17 protein-coding genes are annotated in these 22,541 nt (G+C 55.8%); 11 read left to right on the top strand and 6 right to left on the bottom strand.

Going from position 1 to position 22,541, the window contains the following annotated elements:
- Positions 1 to 319: 319 nt before the first annotated feature.
- From CFELI_RS04625 to CFELI_RS04645, 5 genes are all read right to left on the bottom strand, one after another.
- On the bottom strand, positions 320 to 4,075 hold the full coding sequence (locus CFELI_RS04625) for a multifunctional oxoglutarate decarboxylase/oxoglutarate dehydrogenase thiamine pyrophosphate-binding subunit/dihydrolipoyllysine-residue succinyltransferase subunit (protein ID WP_374724723.1): 3,756 nt from the start codon (positions 4,073 to 4,075) through the stop codon (positions 320 to 322).
- Between the two features lie 66 nt (positions 4,076 to 4,141).
- Positions 4,142 to 8,050, bottom strand: coding sequence for an ABC transporter ATP-binding protein (locus CFELI_RS04630; protein WP_277105379.1), 3,909 nt, complete (start codon positions 8,048 to 8,050; stop codon positions 4,142 to 4,144).
- Between the two features lie 245 nt (positions 8,051 to 8,295).
- Positions 8,296 to 8,982: a hypothetical protein gene (locus CFELI_RS04635; RefSeq protein ID WP_277105378.1), complete on the bottom strand. Its 687-nt coding sequence runs from the start codon at positions 8,980 to 8,982 to the stop codon at positions 8,296 to 8,298.
- 211 nt (positions 8,983 to 9,193) lie between these two features.
- Entirely contained in the window at positions 9,194 to 9,667 is a 474-nt protein-coding gene (locus CFELI_RS04640; protein ID WP_277105377.1) for a GNAT family N-acetyltransferase, read from the bottom strand.
- Positions 9,668 to 9,897: 230 nt separating this feature from the next.
- Entirely contained in the window at positions 9,898 to 10,710 is an 813-nt protein-coding gene (locus tag CFELI_RS04645; protein WP_277105376.1) for a shikimate 5-dehydrogenase, read from the bottom strand.
- 20 nt (positions 10,711 to 10,730) lie between these two features.
- Here CFELI_RS04645 and CFELI_RS04650 point away from each other — a divergent pair, with 20 nt between their 5' ends.
- The 9 genes from CFELI_RS04650 (at position 10,731) to CFELI_RS04690 (ending at position 19,765) form a co-directional block, all read left to right on the top strand.
- A complete protein-coding gene (locus CFELI_RS04650; protein WP_277105375.1) occupies positions 10,731 to 12,776 on the top strand; it encodes a carboxylesterase/lipase family protein in 2,046 nt (681 codons plus the stop codon).
- A gap of 77 nt (positions 12,777 to 12,853) precedes the next feature.
- A complete protein-coding gene (locus tag CFELI_RS04655) occupies positions 12,854 to 13,921 on the top strand; it encodes a hypothetical protein (RefSeq protein ID WP_277105374.1) in 1,068 nt (355 codons plus the stop codon).
- Positions 13,921 to 14,499 (top strand): hypothetical protein, encoded by a 579-nt coding sequence (locus CFELI_RS04660; RefSeq protein ID WP_277105373.1) that lies wholly within the window; start codon positions 13,921 to 13,923, stop codon positions 14,497 to 14,499. Before CFELI_RS04655 ends, CFELI_RS04660 begins: the two co-directional genes overlap by 1 nt.
- Positions 14,489 to 15,259: a (2Fe-2S)-binding protein gene (locus CFELI_RS04665; RefSeq protein ID WP_277105372.1), complete on the top strand. Its 771-nt coding sequence runs from the start codon at positions 14,489 to 14,491 to the stop codon at positions 15,257 to 15,259. The genes CFELI_RS04660 and CFELI_RS04665 overlap by 11 nt, the downstream gene beginning before the upstream one ends.
- A 116-nt stretch (positions 15,260 to 15,375) precedes the next feature.
- Positions 15,376 to 16,164, top strand: coding sequence for a hypothetical protein (locus CFELI_RS04670; RefSeq protein WP_277105371.1), 789 nt, complete (start codon positions 15,376 to 15,378; stop codon positions 16,162 to 16,164).
- A gap of 72 nt (positions 16,165 to 16,236) precedes the next feature.
- Positions 16,237 to 17,199 (top strand): nucleoside hydrolase, encoded by a 963-nt coding sequence (locus CFELI_RS04675; RefSeq protein ID WP_290259591.1) that lies wholly within the window; start codon positions 16,237 to 16,239, stop codon positions 17,197 to 17,199.
- Positions 17,200 to 17,298: 99 nt separating this feature from the next.
- Positions 17,299 to 18,015: an ECF transporter S component gene (locus CFELI_RS04680; RefSeq protein WP_277105369.1), complete on the top strand. Its 717-nt coding sequence runs from the start codon at positions 17,299 to 17,301 to the stop codon at positions 18,013 to 18,015.
- The gene (locus CFELI_RS04685; protein ID WP_277105368.1) at positions 18,012 to 18,698 is read left to right on the top strand and encodes an energy-coupling factor transporter transmembrane component T family protein; all 687 of its coding nucleotides are present in this window, start codon (positions 18,012 to 18,014) and stop codon (positions 18,696 to 18,698) included. Before CFELI_RS04680 ends, CFELI_RS04685 begins: the two co-directional genes overlap by 4 nt.
- A complete protein-coding gene (locus CFELI_RS04690) occupies positions 18,689 to 19,765 on the top strand; it encodes an ATP-binding cassette domain-containing protein (protein WP_277105367.1) in 1,077 nt (358 codons plus the stop codon). Before CFELI_RS04685 ends, CFELI_RS04690 begins: the two co-directional genes overlap by 10 nt.
- Here the strand turns inward: CFELI_RS04690 and CFELI_RS04695 are convergent.
- A complete protein-coding gene (locus CFELI_RS04695) occupies positions 19,743 to 20,192 on the bottom strand; it encodes a hypothetical protein (RefSeq protein WP_277105366.1) in 450 nt (149 codons plus the stop codon). The genes CFELI_RS04690 and CFELI_RS04695 overlap by 23 nt on opposite strands.
- Positions 20,193 to 20,315: 123 nt before the next feature.
- Here CFELI_RS04695 and CFELI_RS04700 point away from each other — a divergent pair, with 123 nt between their 5' ends.
- Together CFELI_RS04700 and CFELI_RS04705 are read left to right on the top strand one after the other, a co-directional pair.
- Positions 20,316 to 21,554, top strand: coding sequence for an MFS transporter (locus CFELI_RS04700; protein WP_277105365.1), 1,239 nt, complete (start codon positions 20,316 to 20,318; stop codon positions 21,552 to 21,554).
- 162 nt (positions 21,555 to 21,716) lie between these two features.
- A complete protein-coding gene (locus CFELI_RS04705; protein WP_277105364.1) occupies positions 21,717 to 22,538 on the top strand; it encodes a PTS sugar transporter subunit IIAB in 822 nt (273 codons plus the stop codon).
- Positions 22,539 to 22,541: the final 3 nt, after the last annotated feature.

Raw genomic sequence — 22,541 nt, forward strand, 5'->3', positions numbered from 1 at the left:
GGAATCCCCCCTTTTTTTGTGTTTTCTCGTTCGACCTTTCGCTTCCTATGGGCGCAAAATCAGGGGTCTGAAACTGGAAAGGTCGAGCAACCAAAGCGGAGGCAATACACGGGAAGGGGCTGGGGCATCCACGCACACAGTCAGTTCGACCTTTTGCTTCCAATGGGCGCAAAATCCGGGGTCTAAAACCAGAAAGGTCGAGCAACCCAAAGGGAGATTCATGCACTAGTTCGTCTAGGTCAGCTCGAGGGCTGGGCATTAAAAAAAAAGGGGGGTGAGGAACTATTCCTCACCCCGCTTTCAACAAAGGGAAAATCGCTTAGTCAGCGAAAGCCTCATTGAGCAAAGCTTCCTGCTCCACAGCGTGGACCTTGGACAGGCCGGTAGCGGTGGAAGCCTGAGCGCGACGAGATACGCGCTTCATAGGTGGCATACCTGGGATCAGGTTAGGCAGGTGCTCATTGAAGAACGGCCATGGACCCTGGTTTGCAGGCTCATCCTGGCAGAAACGCACCTCTTGAGCATTCGGGTAGCACGCGAATGCATCCTTCAAACGGTTGAATGGAATTGGGTGCAGCATCTCAATACGGACGATAGCGACATCGTCGCGCTTATCCTTCTGAGCACGCTTAGCCAACTCGTAGTAGAGCTTGCCGGAAACCAACATGATGGTCTTCACCTTGCTGGTATCAGCAAGCTTATTGCCATCACGGTCGAAGAAACGAGGATCGTTAATCACCGACTGGAACTTCTTCACCTCAGTGAACTCTTCCACCGAAGAGGTAGCAGCCTTCATACGCAGCATCGACTTCGGGGTGAACACAATCAACGGACGCTTCAAACCACCCAAAGCGTGGCGGCGCAGCAAGTGGAAGTGGTTCGCAGGAGTGGTTGGCTGAGCCACAGTCATCGTACCCTCAGCACACATCTGCAAGTAACGCTCGATACGAGCAGAAGAGTGGTCAGGGCCCTGGCCCTCATAGCCGTGAGGTAGCAGCAAAATCACAGAAGAAGTCTGGCCCCACTTAGTCTCACCGGAAGAAACATACTCGTCGATGATGGTCTGGGCGCCGTTAGCGAAGTCACCGAACTGAGCCTCCCAGGCAACCACAGCATCCTGGTTACCCACAGAGTAACCGTACTCAAAGCCCATGCCCGCGTACTCGGTCAAAGCGGAGTTGTACACAAGGAACTTACCGCCATTGCCCTTCTTCTCAGCGAGCTCGTGCAGGCCGTTGAACTCCTCACCAGTAGTGGGATCATATACAACAGCATGACGCTGGGTGAAGGTACCACGGCGGGAATCCTCACCAGCCAAACGCACCAACTTGCCACCATTAGCCAAGGAGGAGAATGCGATCAGTTCGCCCCAGCCCCAGTCAATGCCACCCTCGGTGACAGACTCCAAGCGCTTCTGGGCCACAGGTGCCACACGCTGGTGGAACTGGAAGCCCTCAGGCTTATCGGAGTAGGCTTGGCCGATCTCCAGAAGATCAGCCTTGGAGATGTTGGTCTCCAAACCATGAGGCAGCTCCTGCGCGGAGGTAATGCCTTCTTGCTGAGTGAAAGCCTTCTTCTCAGCTTCCTTTACCTCAATGAACACAGACTCCATCTGGTCGTGGAAGTCCTGGGCAACCTTCTCAGCATCTTCCTTAGACAGCTCGCCACGACCCAGCAGATCCTCAATGTACTGGTCACGAACGGTCTTGCGGCCGTCGATCAGCTCGTACATGCGAGGCTGGGTCATCGAAGGATCATCAGCCTCGTTGTGGCCACGACGTCGATAAGCAATCAAGTCAATGAACACGTCCTTGCCGAAGCGACGACGGTACTCGGTAGCCAGCTGACCAACCCACACAACAGCCTCAGGATCATCGCCATTGACGTGGAAGACAGGGCAACCAAACGCCTTAGCAATATCGGTAGCGTAGTGGCTGGAACGACCAGAGTCAGGAGTAGTGGTGAAGCCAATCTGGTTGTTGACCACAATGTGCACGGTGCCACCGACGGTGTAGCCGCGCAGCTGCGCCAAGTTAATGGTCTCAGGAACAATACCCAGACCAGCGAAAGCAGCATCGCCGTGTAGCAGCAGAGGCATGACGGTGTAGCCATTTTCGCCCTTATCCAGCAAGTCCTGCTTTGCGCGCGCAATACCTTCCATCACTGGGTTGACAGCTTCCAGGTGGGAAGGGTTAGCGGTCAAGGAAACCTTGATCTCGCCCTCACCAAACATCTGGATGTGCTTGCCCTCAGCACCAAGGTGGTATTTCACGTCACCGGAACCACCAGCAGCCTTGGACTCGATGTGTCCCTCGAACTCGGTGAAGATGGTCTCCAGTGGCTTGCCCACGATGTTGAATAGCACGTTCAAGCGACCACGGTGAGGCATACCGATGACAACTTCGTCCAGGCCCTGGCCTGCGGCGGTGTCGATAGCGGAATCCATCAGCGGGATCAGGGATTCAGCGCCTTCCAAAGAGAAGCGCTTCTGGCCCACGTACTTCGTCTGCAGGAAGGTTTCGAAAGCCTCAGCTGCATTGAGCTGCTGCATGATGTACTTCTGCTCAGCGCGGGTTGGCTTTGGCATGCCCTTCTCGAGGCGATCTTGCAGCCAGGTGCGTTCGTCGCGGTCGAGGATATGGGTGTATTCGAAGCCGACCTTTAAGGTGTAGGCGTTGCGCAGACGGGAGAGGACCTCGCGCAAAGTCATGGTTTCCTGGCCGCAGAATCCACCGACGTGGAAGGTGCGGTCGAGATCCCATAGGGTCAGGCCGTGGGTTTCGATCTCCAAGTCGGAGTGGTCAGGCACTGGCATGCCTGGCTGAACCCAGCGCAGTGGGTTGGTGTCGGCGATCAGGTGGCCGCGGGAGCGGTAGGCCTGGATCAGCTGCATGACGCGGGTGTTCTTGTCCATGCCGGTGTTTGGCAAATCCTGTGCCCAACGCATGGGGGTGTAAGGAATTTGGACGGAGGCGAACACTTCATCCCAGAATGCGTCGTCGACGAACAGCTGGCTCATCGAGCGCAGGAATTCACCGGACTCGGCGCCCTGAATGATGCGGTGATCGTAGGTGGAGGTGATGGTCACCAGCTTGCCGACGCCGAGCTCTGCGAGGCGGTCCTGGGACGCGCCTGCGAATTCTGCGGGGTAGTCCATGGAACCAACACCGATGATGGTGCCCTGGCCTTTGGTCAGGCGTGGAACGGAGTGGCGGGTGCCAATACCACCTGGGTTGGTCAAAGAGACGGTGACTCCGCTGAAGTCGTCCATGGTGAGCTTACCTTCGCGACCACGCTTGACGATATCTTCGTACTTTTCCACGAAGGTGGCGAAGTCGAGCTTCTCACATTCTTTGATGGCAGCAACCACGAGTGCGCGGGTGCCGTCTTTTTGTGGCAGGTCGATGGCGAGGCCCAGGTTGATGTGCTCCGGGGTGATGACGGTTGGCTTTCCGTCGATCACATCGTAGGAGTTGTTCATGTCTGGGTGGGCCATGATGGCCTTGACCAGTGCGTAACCAATGATGTGGGTGAAGGAAACCTTACCGCCATGGGTGCGCTGCAGGTGTTCGTTGATGATCGCGCGGTTTTCGAACATCAGCTTCACTGGCATGTCGCGCACGGAGGTGGCGGTTGGAACTTCGAGGGATTCGTCCATGTTCTTGGCAATTGCCTTGAAAATGCCCTTGAGTGCCTTTTCGCCAGCTTCAGGTAGGTCGCCTGCGCGGGACAGTGGGGATTTTTGCAGCTTCTTAGCGGCTGCCTGCTTCTTGGCTTCCTTGGTTACAGCATCTTCGCGGTGCTGGTCGGCCTTGGTAGCAATGGCCACTGGGTTGGGAGTTCCGGTGGAACCGGCTAAACCATTGGTTGGTGCGGGGGCTGGCTGCTCGTTTGCGGCCTTCGCCTGTGGTGCAGGCGTCGTTGCGGATGCGGGTGCGCCGCCCTTTTGAAAAAGCTCTCGCCATTCCTGATCCACGGATTGTGGATCTTTTTGGAACTGCTGGAACATCTCGTCTACCAGCCACTGATTCTGGCCGAAAGTACTAGCGCTGCTCACGGCAGGTGCTCGCCTCATTTCTTTGTGAGAGTATACGTCTTTTCACACTTTAATAGCTCACTACAGGGTAGCGGTTACATTCCGCTACATATAATCGAATTTGGGCCAATTCTCAGATTCATTGTGTTCGGTTTCACAACATTCCTGTGAGCTGGTGTTTTTCTTAGTGGTTGCTGCCCACATTGTGGCATAAATACCCCCAAAAGAAAGTAATTCAGTGTGGGTACCATCTTCTACGATACAGCCATCGCGGATGACAAGGATTCTGTCGGCTTTCTGCGCGGTTGCCAGCCGGTGTGCAACAACGATGGCTGTTCGGTTGTGGGTTGCTTTGTCTAAAGCGGTGAGGAATGCGGCTTCGGTGGCTGGATCGAGGGTGGCGGTGGCCTCGTCGAGAAGCAAAAGTGCAGGTTGGAGTATTTCGGCGCGGGCGAGGGCGACGAGTTGTCGTTGTCCGGATGACAGGGCGTTGCCGCGTTGTCCGACGGTTGCGTTCAGTCCGCCGTCGATGCCAGCGAAGATGTTCAGGGCGCCGACGCGGCGGGCGGCGTCGACGATGTCTTTTTTGTTGGCGTCAGGGCGTGCGTAGGCGATGTTGTCGGCGATGGTTCCGTTGAATAGGTGTGCTTCTTGGGGTACAAATCCGACCTGTGCGCGCCACCCCTGTAGGGGGAGGGTGGTCAGCGGGTGGTTGTCGGCTGCGATGTACCCGTGTTGGGGGTCGTAGAAGCGTTCGATGAGTTTGATGATGGTGGATTTTCCGGCGCCTGTTTCGCCGACGATGGCGACGGTGGTGCCAGGTGTGATGCGGAGGTTGATGTTGTTGAGTGCCGGGGTGTGGGTTGTGTGGTTGGGGTAGCTGAAGTGCACGTTGTGCAGGCTGATTGCTTGGGTTGCTGCGTGTGCAAGCGTGTCGACGTCGAATGCTTCGGCGTTGTCGTCGGTGACGCTGGCGGGGGTTGAGAGTAGGTCTGTGATTCTGGTGAATCCGACGCGGGCTTGTTGGTAGGAGTCGTAGATTTGGGAGAGGTTGTGGATGGGTCCGTAGAGTCGGTCGAGGTAGAGCAGGAAGGCGATGAGGATGCCGACGTCGAGGGTGGAGTGGGCTACGAGGTGTGCGCCGATGCCGAGTACGATGGCTTGGATGATTTCGCTTGTGGCGTTGAGTCCTGGGAAGTAGACGGCGACTGCGGTTTGGGCGTGGATGCGGGTCTTTTTTACCGTGTTGGCGGCGGTGCTGAAGCGGGTGAGTAGGAGGTGTTCTTGGTTGAGCATTTGGGCGGTGCGTAGCCCGGTCATGGTTTCGTGGAAGAGTGAGTTGACTTCGGATACTTCTTCGCGTGCTCGTGTGTAGAGTCGGCTGGAGATTTTTTTGAAGTAGTAGGTGGCTACTGCGATGACGGGGACGCCGGTGAGTGCGATGCTCAAAAGCAGTGGGGAGGTCACACCGAGGAGGATGAGGATGCCGCTTAAGGTGCTTACGGCGACGATGGCGGTGCTCAGCCCGTTGTTGAGGAAGCTGTTGAGGGAGTCGATGTCGGTGCTCATGCGGGTGATGAGTGCACCTGTGGTGGTGGATTCGTAGTAGTCGAGGCCGAGTCGTTGGAGGTGGGCGTAGCAGCGGATGCGTAGTTCGTAGAGGAGGCGTTCGCCGGTGAGTGCGGTGAGGATGGTGGTGCCGACCATGCTGGCCCAGGCGATGGTGACGAGCCCAAGGCCGTAGAGGGAGACGGTGAGGAGCACGGTGGGGTTGGATTGTTGGATGCCGGAGTCGATGGCGATTTTGATCAGGTAGGGAAGTCCGAGTCCGGCGAGTACTCCGATGATATAAAGGCCGATGACGAAGGCGATGAGGTGTTTGACTGATCCGAAGAGGGTGCGTGCGTCAACGTGTGTGAGGGGTTGTCTGAAGTGGTCGTAGCCGCCGTGGGGTGGGGTGTCTGTGAAAGTGGGAAGTTTGTCAATCAAGGCGACAAGTTGTGGGTTTTTCGGCATGGCTCCAGCCATTTGGGTGCCTACTCCAGCGGTGACGGTGCCCTTGCTGCTACTGACTCCCCGTGACATAGTTGCTTTCGAAGCGGTGTCGTAGGTAGATGGGGTAGGTGGGGTCTCGGGCCAGAGTTCTTCCCAGCTGGGTTCGCTGGTCGTGGGGGTTGTTTGGGCTGGTGTTTTTGCATCGCTGAGTGGTGTGTTCAGGCTTTCGTTCATCAGTGTGCGCAGTTGGGGGTTGGTGCGCATTTTTTCGCGGGTGCCACTGCCGACGATCGTGCCGTGGTCGAGTATTGCGATGTGGTCGGCGTATTCCAAGGTGGAGTGGCGGTGGGCGATGATGAGGATGGTGGTGTGGGGTAAATGGGTGCTGAGGTTTGTGAAAATCTGTGCTTCGGTGGTGGCGTCGACGGCGGAGGTGGTGTCGTCGAGGATGAGGATTTTAGGTTGGGCGAGGATGGCGCGGGCGAGTGCGATGCGTTGGCGTTGGCCGCCGGAGAGTCGGTGTCCGCGTTCGCCGATGGGGGTGTCGAGGCCCTTGGGTAGGGAGTCGATGAAGGTGTCGATGCAGGCGATGCGGGCGGCGTCGTAAAGCTTTTTGTCGCTGAAGCCGCGGCCGAAGTCGAGGTTGTCGCGGATGGTGGTGGAAAACAGGAAGGGGTCGTCGAATACGCAGGTGACGTGTTTGCGGATCTCAGCGGGCGGAAGGGTGCTGTAGGGGAGGTGGGTGTCGGCGTTAGTGAGGGTGATCTGCCCGGATTGTGGCTGGTAGAACCCGCCAAGTAGGTAGGTGAGGAGTGTTTTTCCGCTGCCGGGTGGGCCGACGAGTGCTGTGCGTGTGGCGGGTTTAAGGGTGATACTCAGGTCGGTGAGAACGTTGGTGTAGCTGATGTGGGAGATGTCGATTCCCCAGCCCGCATCGACGGTGTCGGGTGCAGCAGCGTGAACAGAAGCAGCGTGCGCGCCAATGCTCGGAGTGTTTGCGGCACCCAGCGCGGCTGGTTGGGTGGGGGATGTGATGTCGATGATGTCGAAGACGCGTTGGGCGGAGGCGAGCCCGAGCTGCATTTGCACGACCATGCCTGCCAGCATGGATACGACGGAGGTCAGTGCTGTCATGTACACGCTGAAGGCGAGGAAGGTGCCGATGGTGATTGTTCCCGTGTAGGTGATGTAGCCGCCAGCGCCGATGGTGATTACGAGTGCGATGGAGGGCAGTTGCTGCATCAGGGGTTTGAGGCGGGCGGAGATGCGTGCGGTGCGCATCATGTGTTGGTAGACCTTGCCGGCGTTGTGGGTGAGTGTGTTTGTTTCGCGTTCTTCTTGCGCGAAGGCTTTGACTACGCGTACACCGCTGAGGGTTTCTTCGATGTGGCTGTTCATGTCAGCCAGGGTTTGTTGCGCGGACCAGGTGCTGGCGAACAGTACTTTACGGGAGTAGATGCTCAGTCCGACGAGTATGGGGATTATGGCAACGGCGATGGCGCACAGCAGTGGGGAGATGACAAAGATGATGCAGATTGTGACGATGACCTGCACGATGTTTCCGAAAAGTAGCGGGGCCATGGCGACCATGATTTGCACGGCGTTGAGGTCGGAGATGCTGCGCGTAACGATGTGCCCGGTGCTGAGTTCGTCGTGGCTGGGGCCATCGAGGCGTAGCAGGGTGTGTGCGATGCGTGTGCGTAGTTGGAAGTGCAGGGTGTGCGAGAGTGCCCCGGCGAGGTAGCGTCGCCCGAATTGGACGAGGTAGCGGCCGAGTGCTACTGCGATGAGTAAGGCGGTGAGTTGGGTGATGGTGTCGGGGTGTGTGCGTGCGGTTTGTGCCCCTGTGGCGGCGTCGATGGTGGTTCCGGCGATCAGTGGGATGAGGGCGTCGAAGGCGGTGACACAGATGGTGGAGATGAGGGCGAGGATGACAAGGTGGGGGCTTTTCCATCCTTCGCGTAGGAGTCTTGTGAAGGTGGAATGGCGTGCAGGGGTGTGCTGTGGGCTGTGTGTCATCGACGGTGGGCTTTCTTCCGTGCACCTTGGTGTTTTAAAGGGCAGGGTGTGTGAAGGGGGCTGTGCGGGTTAGGCACAATCTTACTGCCGGTACCCTACACGCTTCGCGTATCGACGTCGCCAGCTGCGCTGTGCCCTTTTGTGTGCGGTAGAAGGGGGCTGGTGTTGGGCAGAAAAAAATCCTCCGGGGGGGTGCCAGCTGCTGGCGAAAGACCCAGAGGATGAGTGTTTTTTTGGTGGGTGTGTTAGCGCAGTGCGGTGTGGACGTGCTCGATGACCTTCTGGCCGATTTTGCGGTTGGCGATGGATCCGAGGACGGCGCCGATGCCGAGTGGCATGAGTTTGCCAAGCCAGGCAAGGCGGACGGATTTGGAGATTTTCTTGGCGGCGGTTTTGAAGAGGAATCCGTTGAGTTCGGTGAGTTTTGCGCCGCTGGAGCGTTTGAGGATGCTCATGGCGGAGTCGCCGTTGAAGGCGGTATCGGCTAGGAGGGTGCCTTCGGAGCCGAGTACCGCGATGAGCAGGATTGCTTTGCGACGCTCCGGGTCGGAGATGTCAATGCCACGCAGGTAGGCAGAAGCGATGGCGTAGAAGGCGGCGGCGTCGAGGAAAAGCAGGCTTTCAGCGCTGACGGCTGCAGAACCTGTGAGGAAACCGATGCCGGGGACGGCGGCAGCACTGCCGGCGCCCGCACCGGAACCGGTGACGGTGAGCAGGAAGTGCTTGTCAAGGGTTTTTTGAACGCTGTCGATGTTAGAGTCTTTGGCGGTGAGGGAGTCAACGTATTTGGTGATGAAGCCTGATTGCATGGTGGCGGCTTTGTCTAATGCGTTGATCAGTACCTTGGCCACGGGGCCTTTTTCGGCCAGGATGGCGTGCGAGTTGGAGTGAAAGACGTCGGTGACAATGTCGGTGCGGGCTGGCTTTGACATGGTGGTGGGTACCTTTTCGGTGTTGAGGAAAGAAATGAAGAAATTAAAACAGGGTTTTTCCAAAACAAACCCTTCTGGGCATGAAAACCACCTTAATGTGCCACAGAGATCCAAGAAAAGAAAATTCGCTTCAGGCGAACGATTCTCCCACTAGTCCCACACCGCCAAAAGTATCAGCGCTCTGGCTTAAACACCAGTTCACGTCGTGTTTTTAAGAATGAAGATCGAGCGTAAGTGTGATTAACTCATCGCTGCGAGTTTTCTGGGTAAAGCCAAAGGATGAATACAGTGCCAACGCAATGACATTGGTGGGTTGAGCCTGAACACTAATCTGGTCGCACTGCTGGGCTTTAGCCGTGGCAATGACTTTTTCCATCATCCGTATCCCGCAGTCCTGGTTGCGAAATTTCGGTTCGACGTAAAGATCATGCAAGGCCAAGCTGCTGGTCAGTGCGAGGGAGTCGAAAGTGGGGTAGTAGTGGCAAAACCCGGCAATGTGGTCTTTGAATTCAACAACCAACACAGTGGATTCGTGCAGGTTAAAGCGTCGGCGGAGGAATTCTTCTGCTTTGAGTCTCTCAGTGTCGGTGTGCTCGAAGCCGTAGAACGCGCGGTATTGGTGGAACAGCTCGGCAACGGTGGGGAAGTCGGCATCCTGTGCTGGGCGTACGCTGATCTTGGGCATTGTTTACTACCTCAGAAAAGATTGTGAGTCGATACTCTTATACCCCACATCCCCTTTTTTATCAGGGGGATATGGTGTGGGGAATGCGAGCGTCCCACGCTTGTTGGTGGCTTAGTTTCCTTAGTACCAGCCTTGAAAAACTGCGACAAGGGTTATCGCGGTGGCAAAGTCCACACCCTAGTGTGGCAGTGTGGGTGTATGCAGTATGTCTGCGCGTTGAACTGCAGGCTTTAGGGGGCTTGTGCGTAGTCTTCGGCTGCCAGCACATCCTGCTGGCTGGGGGTGATGCCGGTGTAGAGACGGAATTGTTCAGCTGCTTGCAAGGCCACCACTTCGCCGCCGTGAATGATCTTTTTACCTAACTTTTCCGCAGCTTGAATCAGCGGGGTGCGCACAGGATAGGCCACCACATCAAAAATCCAGGTAGCACGGCTAATCTCCGCCTCGCTAAAGGCAAGCACATCTTCCTCAGCCCCCGCCATCCCTAGCGGGGTGACGTTGACGAGCATCTCGGCATCCTGGGGCACTTGGGTGTCGTGCTGCCAGCCGTAGCGTTGGGCTAGTGCTGTGCCTGCATCAATGTTGCGGGCAATGACGACTCCGCGCATACCGTGATCCGCGAGTGCAGCCACCACAGCGTTAGCCATGCCACCTGATCCGCGTACTGCGACGGTGAGTGTGGGCTCAACGTTGTGGGTGTGAAGAAGTTGCTTTACTGCAACATAATCGGTGTTGTAGCCCACCAGATGCCCGTCGGTGTTCACGATGGTGTTGACGGCGTCGATACGCGCTGCAGAAGGGTGAATCTCATCGATCAGCGCCATCACATCCTGCTTGTAGGGCATCGATACCCCCGCGCCGCGAATCCCCAACCCGCGAATCCCCGCAACAGCCTGGGTGATATCGACCGGCGCAACCGCTTTATACAGGTAGTTGAGCTGGTAGCGCTCGTAGAGCCAGTTGTGGAAACGCACACCGTGATTGGAGGGGCGGGCGGCTAAAGATATGCACAAAATTGTATTTTTGTCGACGCGGTTGACCATAAACCCCTACTGTAGAGGACATGGGTGACAAAGCCTACAATCGCCTGCGCAGACGCAACGTGGGCGTGGACGCACGACGATTCCCACGCCGCCTTGCCACCTTCCGCCGCGCGCTTTTCGACGCCCCCACAACCCGCCCGTCACCCTCACCCGCCCACCACACAGCGAAAGCAGGACAATCTGTACACCCCACCCTGCGCCCCAGTACGCGCATGAGCCTAGGAAAAGACTGGGGCTTAAGCCCCAAAACCCGCACCGAAGAAAAAGCAAAAACACTGCTCAACCAGCTCGCCCAACGAGTACCCCGCAACCAGCCGGAACCACACGAAACCACCAGCGACATCCACCACATTCTGCCCACCCAGCCACCACTACCACCCACAATTTCACTCGGCACCACCCAGCACACGGGCGATGACGACCTGATTGTGGACACCACGTCAGGAAAAATTCAAGGACTACGCCTTGAAATCCCCGTCAACGTCACCACATGGCGGGGTGTGCCCTACGGTGCCGACACCTCCGGGAAAAACCGCTTCCGCGCACCCAAACCACCCCAACCCTGGGCAGGGGTGCGCGACTGCACCCACTACGGTGCCATCGCCGCCCAACCCACCTTAAGCCCAGGGGAAAAAATCAAAGGCAGCGAAGACTGCCTCAACCTTGACATCGTGCGCCCCGACACCACCGACACACTCCCCGTCGTGGTGTACTTCCACGGCGGCAGCTTCATCTACGGGTCCTCCCACCAACAAGTCCTCCGCGGCCACTACCTCGTGGAAGCAATGAACGTCGTCTACGTTTCCCTCAACTTCCGGCTCGGCGCACTCGGCTACCTCGACTACACCCACTTCGGCGACGACTGTGTTGCCAACCCCGCCATCTGGGATCACCTCCTAGCCCTGCGCTGGATCAAAAACAACATCGCCCGCTTCGGCGGCGACCCCAACAACATCACCATCATGGGCGAATCCGCCGGCGGGCAAGCCGTACTGACCCTCATGTGTGTGCCCGCCGCCCAAGGACTCTTCCACCGCGCCATCGCCCAATCAGCCCCCGCCGCCGCCGTGCACTCCTATGCTCAATCCCACTTCTGGGCACACGAACTCATCAGCCGCGCCGGGTTCGACCCTGACAACCCACCACAACTCGACCAACTACGCGAACTACCACTGGAAAACCTCATTAATGCCGGTCAATCCATGCTGTGGCGCAGCAAAGAACTACTCAACCTCAACTCCTGCTACTCAGTCACCGTGGATAATCAACTCCTCCACGACCACCCCATCGCCATCTTCCGCGCCGGGGAGCAGCACAAAGTTCCGCTCATGATTGGGACGAACGCGGACGAAACATCGCTTGCAAAATCACTGTTTCTTCGCCCGACCGCCCGTACTGAGGCGGCATGGCGAATGCTCCAAGGCTATGACCGCGATGCTGCGGAAACAATCATGAGCTTCTATAACAACTGCACCAAGCGCAACGATTATGCCCAGCTGATTGCCGATGGCGTGTTCTGGGCCCCGAGCGTAATTGTTGCCTCCGCGCACGCACTGACCGCACCTACATGGATGTACCGTTTCGATTTCGCCCCCGCCGCCTTAAAGTGGCTGGGTGTGGGCGCTGCCCACACCGCGGAATTAAGCCCAGTGTTTGGTGATTTGGAGGGATCTAAGGCCGCAACTTTTGCCAAATTGGGCGGCTGGGATGATCTCACCCAGCTGAAAACCACAATGCAGCAGCATTGGGCCCAGTTCATCCACAGTGGCAACCCAAATGGCGCGGACACCACAAATAACACAGCACCTCCAAGCTGGCCCGCCTACCGCCCCGCCAGCGACACTACCCCTGGGCGGGCCACAAAAATCTTCGACACCACCGCCTACCTGCTCTTCGACCCGAACAAAGCCCGCCGTGTGGCCTGGGAGAACTACAACATGCTGCAGTGGGGCAACGACCCCAACGAGCTCACCACTGACACCCCAGACCCTAACCCTCCTTCGAGCACACCGAAGAAGAAGCCTAAGAAAAAGAAGAAGAAAGAAAAATCAAAGAAAAAGCAGTGATTTTCACCCGCCCTGCTGAGTACAATTGAATGAGTCAATTCTGTCAAGAAAGCCACGAACTTTCAGGAGAAAAACTCATGGCAAAGCAGAGAGAAAAGCAACAAGAATCGCGCAAAGAAACCATGAGGATCTTTCCAAGCGTAGAAGATATCGGGTTTTTTCTCGCTATTGAGACTGGCGTATTTATCGTTATTTCATTTCTGTCCCACTATGCCTATCCAGCAAATCCCCTAGGTGTCAGCGGGAATGACCTTTTAACAATCCTTGGAATCATATTTACACCAGCTGTTGCCTTGAATGTGAAGCTAGAGCGAGTGAACGAGTTTCTTCAAGGGCAACTTAATGATATGCGTGCTAAAAGTGCTCAAGATCCGACTAGAGTTCTCGACATAGTCGGCTATAACAATAGCTATGTCACAGCCACATTTTTTAAAGACTGCTATTTTTACTTTTTCATTATGGCTCCACTTTTCATTGTGGACATTTTTGCACTAATTTACCGCGTGGATCACGGGCTTGTTCCGATTTTAGCTCTGGTACTTTTCTGCCTGTTTATGCATAGTATTGCCTTGTTATCCTCGCTGACTAGTCGGGATGTTCTGGAGCGAATCAAAGAGCTTATTGAGAAGCGTCGGAGTGGTAGAGGAGAATCCGAAACAATGGGGTCTGTCAACGAGCTTTCAATCAAAGCTATGATGGTTGCGGTTCAAGGACAAGGGAATATGCCTGGTGTGCAACGGTTCAGGGAACGGTTTGGGCTAGAAGGGGTGATTCCCGCAGGGTTGGCACGTTATTCGATTGGGAAAGGTCATATCCTTCGGTTAATAAGTGCTGTCATGTTTTACTTCGTAGTAGTCCTGTATGTTTTTGGAAACTGTATCTATCATTGGGATTTTACACTTCGACAATTGTTGGTTATGTTTTTGGGAATGCTTTTAGGATCCGGCTTTGTGATTTGCTTCTGGCTGGCTGCTCCTGTCGTATTTTTCAAGGCAAGCGAGCAGCAGGCTGTAAAGGTGTATAAGGCTATTTTGTCTGCGTATTCTTCGAAAACAGGAATTTCAATTAGTTGGATGACAGTTCGAGCATTTTCCCCTTTAAATCTTTGCTACTTTCTCACGGTGGCGTTAAAAAACGGCAATTAATGAATTATGCTTTTATTGCAATTGGACTTGTCTTGTCTGGTGTTTCGTACCCACTTTTGTATTTGGTATACTTCGACTATAAAACCTGGCCTGATGGTGTGATCAACCCCCTTGGATTTGCCGTGGAATATTGGAATATTCACATCGCATTTCTGTTTTTTACTTTCGCTTTTTCTTTTTCTTTATTGTGTATTCTGCTTCTGTATCGGGGAAACGTGTGCTTCCGGAGGGGAAGCGATGTTACTTTAGCTAACGCAATACCTGATCTCATTGCGTCATGGGAGCAAGATCCGGAAGTTTTAAAGGTGATCGAAAGCGCTGGCAGTGTTGAAACGCAAGAAAATATTGAAGCAGATCCCAAACAAGAAACGGCTTCCGAAGCACAAGAATCGGGTAAGAAGTTGAAGGGCAATAGTATTTCTCGCGATAGTGATGGTCAGAACAAGGGAATTCATGTCGGGGGATGTGGTACTACTGTTCGGGTTGAACATGGAAAGATGGATAGGGCATTGATGACCTGGATTGATGTGGACACATCGCAGGCAGTGGTGAAAGAAAAGGAAAACAGTGAGCGTTGACGCAGCTTTAGCCCAAGTGCTACGCACAATCCCGCGCTACGAGCCTTGTGTGGATAGTGAACGTGCCTATGAAGTTTTGACTACTTCACAGTTGTGCACGCCCGAAACACTGGGAAAGGCGTTTCATGCAAGCCAAGACCTTTTCGACATGCCCGATACCGGGCATGCTGCCCAAGTATGGCTGTTTTCCCTCATTGGGTCAGTCGCATCACCCAGCGTTGCCGCCATGGTGCTCACAGATTCAATCCCCGATCTGGGGTGGGGAAGTGGGCAACTATTCAGCCGCGACGACCAAGGCTACTGGTTTGGCTTTCGACCTCACGCTTTGGCTGATGATTACGAAACAAGTGCGCACAATATGGGGATATCTCTTGCACCCGTCATTGAAAGTATCTGCACCTTAACCGGCATCCGGCCCGCGCCCCTGTGGGCAGTAGCCGCCGACGGACTCATCCAACCCGCAATAGGCGCAGGTAACGAAGATTTTGAACAACTCAAAGCCCTCGACGTTGCCACCAGATTGCACGCAGGACTACAGCAAGCGACGTCGATAAAGCTGCCCGCACCACGCTTCGACCAAATCGTCGACGGCGAAATCGTACCCATCGCAGCAGGCGAAGAACCCGACTACGTGATCGCCCATCGGGCAAGCTGCTGCATGATATACCACTCACCCAGCGCAGAATTTTGCACCTCATGCCCCAGGCAACCCAAAGAAAAACGCTACGCCGGACTCATCGCCGCCGCCGAAATGTACTAACCCCCAACCCCCACACAGCACCAAGTTTTCATCGTGGGGGCGAAATTTTTGGGGAATACACGCTAGGCTTGGAAGCGTTCGTACTCAATGCCGCAATGCGAAGGATGTTAAACACCGTGAGCTTTTTCGAAGATTTTGCCGCAGCACTCGACACCGAAGGCATCGAGTCCCGCGTAAACAACGACATTCTATTCGTCCCAATCTCCTCGGACCTCGAAGTACAATTCGTTGAAATCGACCCCCTCCTGCCAGCAGCAAACGTCTACATCGCCACCGCAGAAGACGACGACTACGACGCCGTACTCACCTCCGTTGTATTCTCAGTCGAAGACGCCGTGAAAACCGTCGCCAGCTACGTCGCGACCGACCAAATCGTCACCGTCATGCGCGACCTCATCGAAGGCACCGACGAACGCATCGAAGACCTCACATTCGAACAAGACGAAGTCGACGAAGACTCCGTCTGGGCACCAGTAACCGACGCCGGACTGATCAAAGTTGACTTCGAAGTCATCGACGGCGTGCCAACCGCACACGTCGCATTCATCACCATGGGTGCAGGATTCGACGAACTAGTCGACACCGCCATCATCGACATCGCCAACCGCGCCCAAGAAGCCGGATTCGGCGAAGAAGAAATACAACTCATGGTCGACGACACACTCGAATACCTAGTGCTCGGGCACAAAGAAGTACTCGAACTCGGCGACTTCACCGACTTCGACCGCCTCTTCGACGTACTTAGCCTCGCAGCCGACCAAGCGGAATCCTGGGAAGAACAAATGAGCAGCCTCGTTGAAGACGAAGAAGAAGTCGACTTCTACGACCTATTCGGCGCCGACGACGAAGATGACGACGAATTCTACTTCGACGAAGACGAAGAGTTCGACGACGAGAAAAACTAACACACCCGCCTAATAAATCCCCACCCTGTACACACCCGCGGTGGGGCTTTGATCATGCAACTTAAAACAACCATGACCTCACACCCACCAGCAGTAATCCTCGACTGTGACACCGGCATCGACGACTCACTAGCCCTTGTCTACCTCGCAGCACTCCACCACGCAGGCGAAATCACACTCAAAGCAGTCACAACAACCGCAGGCAACGTTGATGCACACCAATGCGCACTCAATAGCCGCCACATCCTCAACCTACTTAACCTGCCCGAAATCCCCGTCGCAGTAGGCCAACCCCACCCCCTTATCGTCGAATTAACCACCACCCCCGAAACCCACGGGGACACAGGCCTTGGCTACTATCACGCACCAACTGCCGGGCTTGAGCTGTATCCAGACTGGCGCGAACTGTGGCGACACAACCTCACCAACACTACCCACCTGATCGTCACAGGTCCCGCCACCAATCTTGCCACCTGGCTGCGCGGCGGCACCTGGCCCGCACACCTCACCCTCATGGGCGGGGCATACCTATATCCAGGCAACACCACACCGACCGCCGAATGGAACAGCTGGGTCGACCCCCATGCCGCCAAAGAAGTCTTTGCCGCCGCCGAAGCATCCGCACCAATCACCGTGTGTTCTCTAGGCGTGACCGAGCAAATGCTCATCACCCCAGAAATACTCGACACGCTTATTGCAGAACTCGGCACCAGTCGAGCCGTTGAATTCCTCCCCGACGCACTACGCTTCTATTTCGAATTCCACCAAGCCCAAGGAGAAGGCTACCAAGCCCAAATCCACGACCTTCTCACCTGTATGATCGCACTCGGCACCATTGAGGTTGAACACACCGATGTCAGCATCGATGTCGAAGCCGAATCCGAACTGCTCCGCGGAACCACGATCGCTGATTTCAAAAACCACTGGGGTAGGCCGACGTCGGCACGCTTAATCACCAACGCCAACATCGAACAAGCACACTTAGAACTCCTGCGCGCCATACAGGTGTTGGCAAAACACAACACTGTGCGTTAGCATCAGCAACAGTGAAAACTCCCCCACAGTGACTTTCGCGAGGTGACATAGCGAAAACACGTGGGCTCAAACGCAACACACAACAATGGGGCACTACACATGTCACACAAAATTCTGCTCAGCCTAGGCTGTAGTACAATCGCCGCCACCTGGTGTTACCTCGTACTCACCCGCCCAGTGGAATGGGACTCCACAACCGGCAGCAACCCCGCACTCATTACCCTGATCGGCTACACAGTAGGTGCAGTCCTGCTGATCGCTGCAACCATCCCGAAACTGCGCGCCAGTACCATCTCCCTCATCCCGCTCGCACTCGTGCTCAACATCATTCCGGGACAGCTGACTGGTTCACTCGGCGTTCCTTTATACCTCGATTCCATCGGAACGGTGCTCGTGGCGGCACTCGCAGGGCCAATCGCCGGACTTGCCACTGGTGTGATGAGCTGCGTGGTGTGGGCACTGTTTAACCCCGCCGCCCTTCCATTCGCCGGAATCGCAGGACTCGTCGGCCTGCTGGCCGGGCTCGTGCTGAAAAACGGAACCGGCACCCACATTGTTCGCGTCATCCTCGGCGGCCTCGCCGTGGGTGTCATCACAGCATGCTGTGCCGCACCCGTCGCCGCTTTCGTCTACGGCGGCACCGCCGGTGTGGGCACTGGTGCCATGGTGGCACTGTTTCGCGAAATGGGAAGCTCCCTGCTTCAGGCAGTGACCCTCCAATCCTTACTTTCAGACCCGCTTGATAAGGCGCTCGTCTTCTTCATCGTCTGGTCCACCCTGCACAAACTGCCGACCCGACTTCGACCACAGGCATGAAACTCAACCCACTGACCACCTTAAGTATCATCGCCGCTGCCTGGATTGTCGTGCTGGGAACCGACAACCCGATCGTGTTCGCCATCGTGACCATCAGCGCACTAAGTGCAGGCGTGGCGGCAACCAGAGGGGTATCTTTTCTTATCACCGCGCTGGCTATCATCGCACCAGTAGCAGCTTCGATCAGCATCATTCACATCCCCTTTGGCGATACACCACTGATGCCACTGGTTACTGCTGAAGGGCTTGCGCGTGCAACACACTTAAGTTTTCGTTTCACCGCAATCATGGCATCCATGCTGGCAGGAGTGTGCCTGATGAGCGTTCCCGACTTAAGCAAGGCGCTCCAAGCCAGCAGGCTCAACCACAAAATCTCCTTCATCATCGGTTCCTGCGCCCAATTTCTGCCCCAAGGCCACAGCATTTACCGCACTGTGCGCCTTGCCAACCAGATCAAGGGGCGCAAAGTTACCATCATCAACGCGATTACTACCGTGCTGATCCCCACTGTGATTCACGTGCTCAACACCGCCCCGGAACGCACCTTGGCTCTCGAAGTGGCAGGTATCGACCAGCCAGGACAACGCAGTGTGTATCGCCCCGTGCCAGATCATCGGCTGGAAAAACTTGCACGGCCACTGATACTCATTCTTGCCTGTGCGGTGGTGTGGGCATGGCGTTAATTACCCGTACTGGTACTGAAATATACGCTGATGCAGTGGCGCTTTATCATGCAGAAAAACCGTCAGCGGTACTGCTCAACCCTGATCCGCACAGCCATATCAGCTACCTGCGCACCACAGTGGAAGAAGAAATTGCCTTCCCCCTTGAACAACGCGGCATGGCGCGCGCGGAAATGCACGAAGCGGTGATGGGGATCATGTCACGGCTGGGTATGGAAAGTCTTGTGGGTAAAAACCCGCAACATCTTTCCGGCGGGCACACCAGACTCGTGGCGCTTGCCTGCGTTCTTGTTATCGGGGCGCCGATTGTTATTGTCTGCGATCCTTTTCATGGGCTCGACCAACCAACTCGTACCCGAGTGCAGGAGGTGTTTGAACACTATCCCGGCACGGTCTATCTTTACCACTCCCATTCGCCTGTCCCGCACACAATCAGTACCTCTTCGCATATTCCTGGCGGGCATGGTGAACTTCTTGTACTACCCGAAATACAGGGCACGCATAAGCGCAAGCGGCTGTTGAGATCATCTGAGATTGTTTTTTCCAGCCCGAAGGTGCGCTTTGAACCGCGCCGTGGTGAGATTCTGTGGCTGCGGGGTAAAAACGGGGTGGGTAAATCCACTCTGCTGCACACTCTTACAACCCACCCAAAGCTTGGCTTCACAGTAAACATGGCGATGCAGCGCCCACAGGATCAGGTGCTGGAATCAACAGTGCGGGAGTTTATCTGCGCGCAGAATCAAACCGCGCCCTCGTGTGGGGAAGAATCGATCGATGCTCTCACCCGCCGTTATGGTCTGGACCCAGATCAGCATCCGCTAGATTTGGCACCTGCTGATTTGCGGATTGCCCACATGCTCAAGGCGTTTTATGGGCAGCCGGATATCGTGTTGTTGGATGAACCGGAGGTGGGGGCGGGTGCCCGTATAGGTGAGCTGTGCGAGATTATTGAGCATAATCTTTCCACCCCACATCCTGTGTCCGGCACAGTGCCGGCTGTGATTATGACCAGCCACCAGGATGTGGTGTTGCCGAAGGTTCCGGTTACGCAGCTTGTTGTTGAGTAAAAAGCCACGCGGGGGAGGGCAGTGGGCGGAATTTTCCGTCCACTACCCAGCAGAAGGTGGGGTCGGCGCCTTCGTGGAGTTCGTGAACGCAGTGCATATTGTGGGTGCCAACAATTTTGGCAACCCAATCGGTGGCGTATCCCAGCCCAATCCTGGGCCCTGAGGTGCGGAAACGCAGCGTGACTAGATAGGCGGCAGCGGGGCCGGGGTGAAATTCCGCGATCGCTTTTTGTGCATCTTTGCCTACCCGGTAGCGGGTGACGAAAACACAGTGTGCGCGTTGGTGAAGGTTTTTATAGGGCGGAATCCAGTTCGCGGCGGGTCGCGCGAGCGAGCGGGGGTGGGCGATCATGCTGCGAATCGCGTCGCGAGTATCGGTGATTTCTTGTGCGGTGGGGGCCGAAAAGCGGCCGTTGAGAATCTTCATGTTTTCTACCCTAGAAATAGCGTCGAACATACAAGCCCCACACTAGCAAACATGTGTTCGATTATGCCAACTTTTTCGAACGCTTTAATGGGCTTTTTCTCCTTCGCGGAATAGGATGAAGCTGTGCTGCGAACGAAACGAAACTCTTGTGCTGACCCTAGTTATGCGATTCCGGCGTCGATTAAGACGCTCGTGTTTGCCGCATTCATTGTCGCCTTGGGCTTTGGCTTTATTTCCCCGATCTTGCCGCAGTTTGTTACCAGTTTTGGGGTGGGGATGGCAGCGGCTGGCGTGGTGGTGTCTATTTTTAGTGGTAGTCGCTTGTTGTTTGCCCCGATGGCGGGGAAGTTGGTGGATACTGTTGGCTCCCGCAAGACCTATGTGTGGGGTTTGCTGATTGTTGCTGTGACCACGGCGCTGGTGGCGGTGGCGCGTGACTATGTCCATGTTGTGCTTTTGCGCGGTATTGCGGGCTTTGGTTCGACTATGTTTACGGTATCGGCGATGGGGCTTATTGTGCGTTTGTCGCCGCCTGCGATTCGGGGGCGGTGTTCGGGCGCATATTCGACTGGTTTTCTGTTGGGTTCGATTTGCGGTCCGTTGCTGGGTTCGGTGTTAGCACCGTTGGGTATGCGGTGGCCGTTTGTGATTTATGGGGTGTTTTTGGCACTTGCGGCGGCGGTTGTGTATTTCCGCCTGCCGCATTCGATGGGGCTTTCGCCCGCGGCTGCGCCTTCGCGTGCGGTGATGACGGTGCGTGAGGCGTTGGCGGATCGGGCGTATCGTGCAGGGATGGTGGCTGCTTTTGCTAATGGGTGGGCGAATTTTGGGGTGCGGTTGGCGATTATTCCGTTGTTTGCGTTCGCTACTTTTGAGCAGGGCGCGTATTTTTCGGGCGTTATTTTGACAACCTATGCGGTGGGTAATGCGTGTGCGTTGCAGTTTTCGGGTAAGTGGGCAGATAGGGTGGGGCGCAAGCCGCTGATTATTGCGGGGTTGTGCATGAGTGCGATTTTTACTGCGCTGCTGGGCTTGTCTACATCGGTTGCAGCGGTGGTGGTGTTGTCGGTGTGTGCGGGTGTGGGTTCGGGTATTTTTTATCCGCCGACGCAGGCGGTGATAGCGGACATTATCGGCCAAGATCGTGATGGCGGCAAGGTGTTGGCGAGTTATCAGATGTCGGCGGATTTGGGTGCGATTCTAGGCCCTATTGTGGTTGGTTCGATCGCGCAGGTTTATGGTTTTGCTGCTGCGTTTGGTGTGACTGCTGTGATTTTGTTCGCGGCTGCTTTCCAGTGGCTGTTTGGTAGGGAGACGCTTGCTGTGCGCACTGCATCTTCGTCCTCACTTAAAGGTGGCTAGGAATTTTCCCTGCGGTGTCTTTGGTTTTTCCTGGTGTGAGGCGGGTGTTGGGTTAGTAGATTTTTCAGTAGCGCATTATCTCATTCATATAAATGATAATGAATATTGTTATCCCAGCTCAGCATGGGTAAAAGCGTGCATAACTGGGCTAGACTGGCGCACATGAGTACACTTTCAACCCTCCTAGCACCCACACGCGTGCTTCTTGATGCCCAGGCACACACCTGGCAGGAGGCCATCACCTTATCCGGCCGGCTTTTAGAAAAAGACAACCTCGCCACCGCCGAGTACACCCAAGCCATGATCGACACTGTGATCGACAAAGGCCCCTACATCGTGCTCGCACCAGGTTTCGCTTTTGCACACGCACGCCCCAGCGAAGCCGTGAACACTACAGCACTGTCTGTGGTTCGCCTCGCCCAGCCCGTCACCTTCGGACACCCTGATAACGATCCCGTCACCCTCATTTTCGCGCTGTGCGCCACCGATAGTTCCGGGCATTTAGCTGCCATGCGTCACATCGCCCGCATCTTGCGCGATCCTGCCCGCAAGGCAGCGCTTTTCGACGCCGACAACACCGATGAGTTCATGGCAGCACTCAACGCCGACACCACCCCAACAGCGCCAGCTACCGAAGAAAAACCAGCGGTAGCGCACACAACCGCAGCAGCTGACACTTCCGACGCCGTGGCGTCGACAGGCACAATCCTCACCGTGTGCGGCAACGGGCTAGGAACCTCCCTGTTTCTGAAAAACACCCTCGACGACCTGCTCGTTCGCTGGGGCTGGAACAAACACCTCACCGTCGAAGCAACCGACACCATTTCCGCAAAAGGCAAAGCTAAAGAAGCCGACGCCATCCTCACCTCCGAAGCAATCGCGCACGCACTCGGTGATGTCGGCGTGCCAGTGCGCATCATCCGCGACTTCACATCCATGACAGAAATCGACCAGGCTATGCGCAGCCTCTACGTCGTCGAATAGGAG

The sequence above is a fragment of the Corynebacterium felinum genome (assembly GCF_030408755.1).
GTDB lineage: Bacteria > Actinomycetota > Actinomycetes > Mycobacteriales > Mycobacteriaceae > Corynebacterium > Corynebacterium felinum.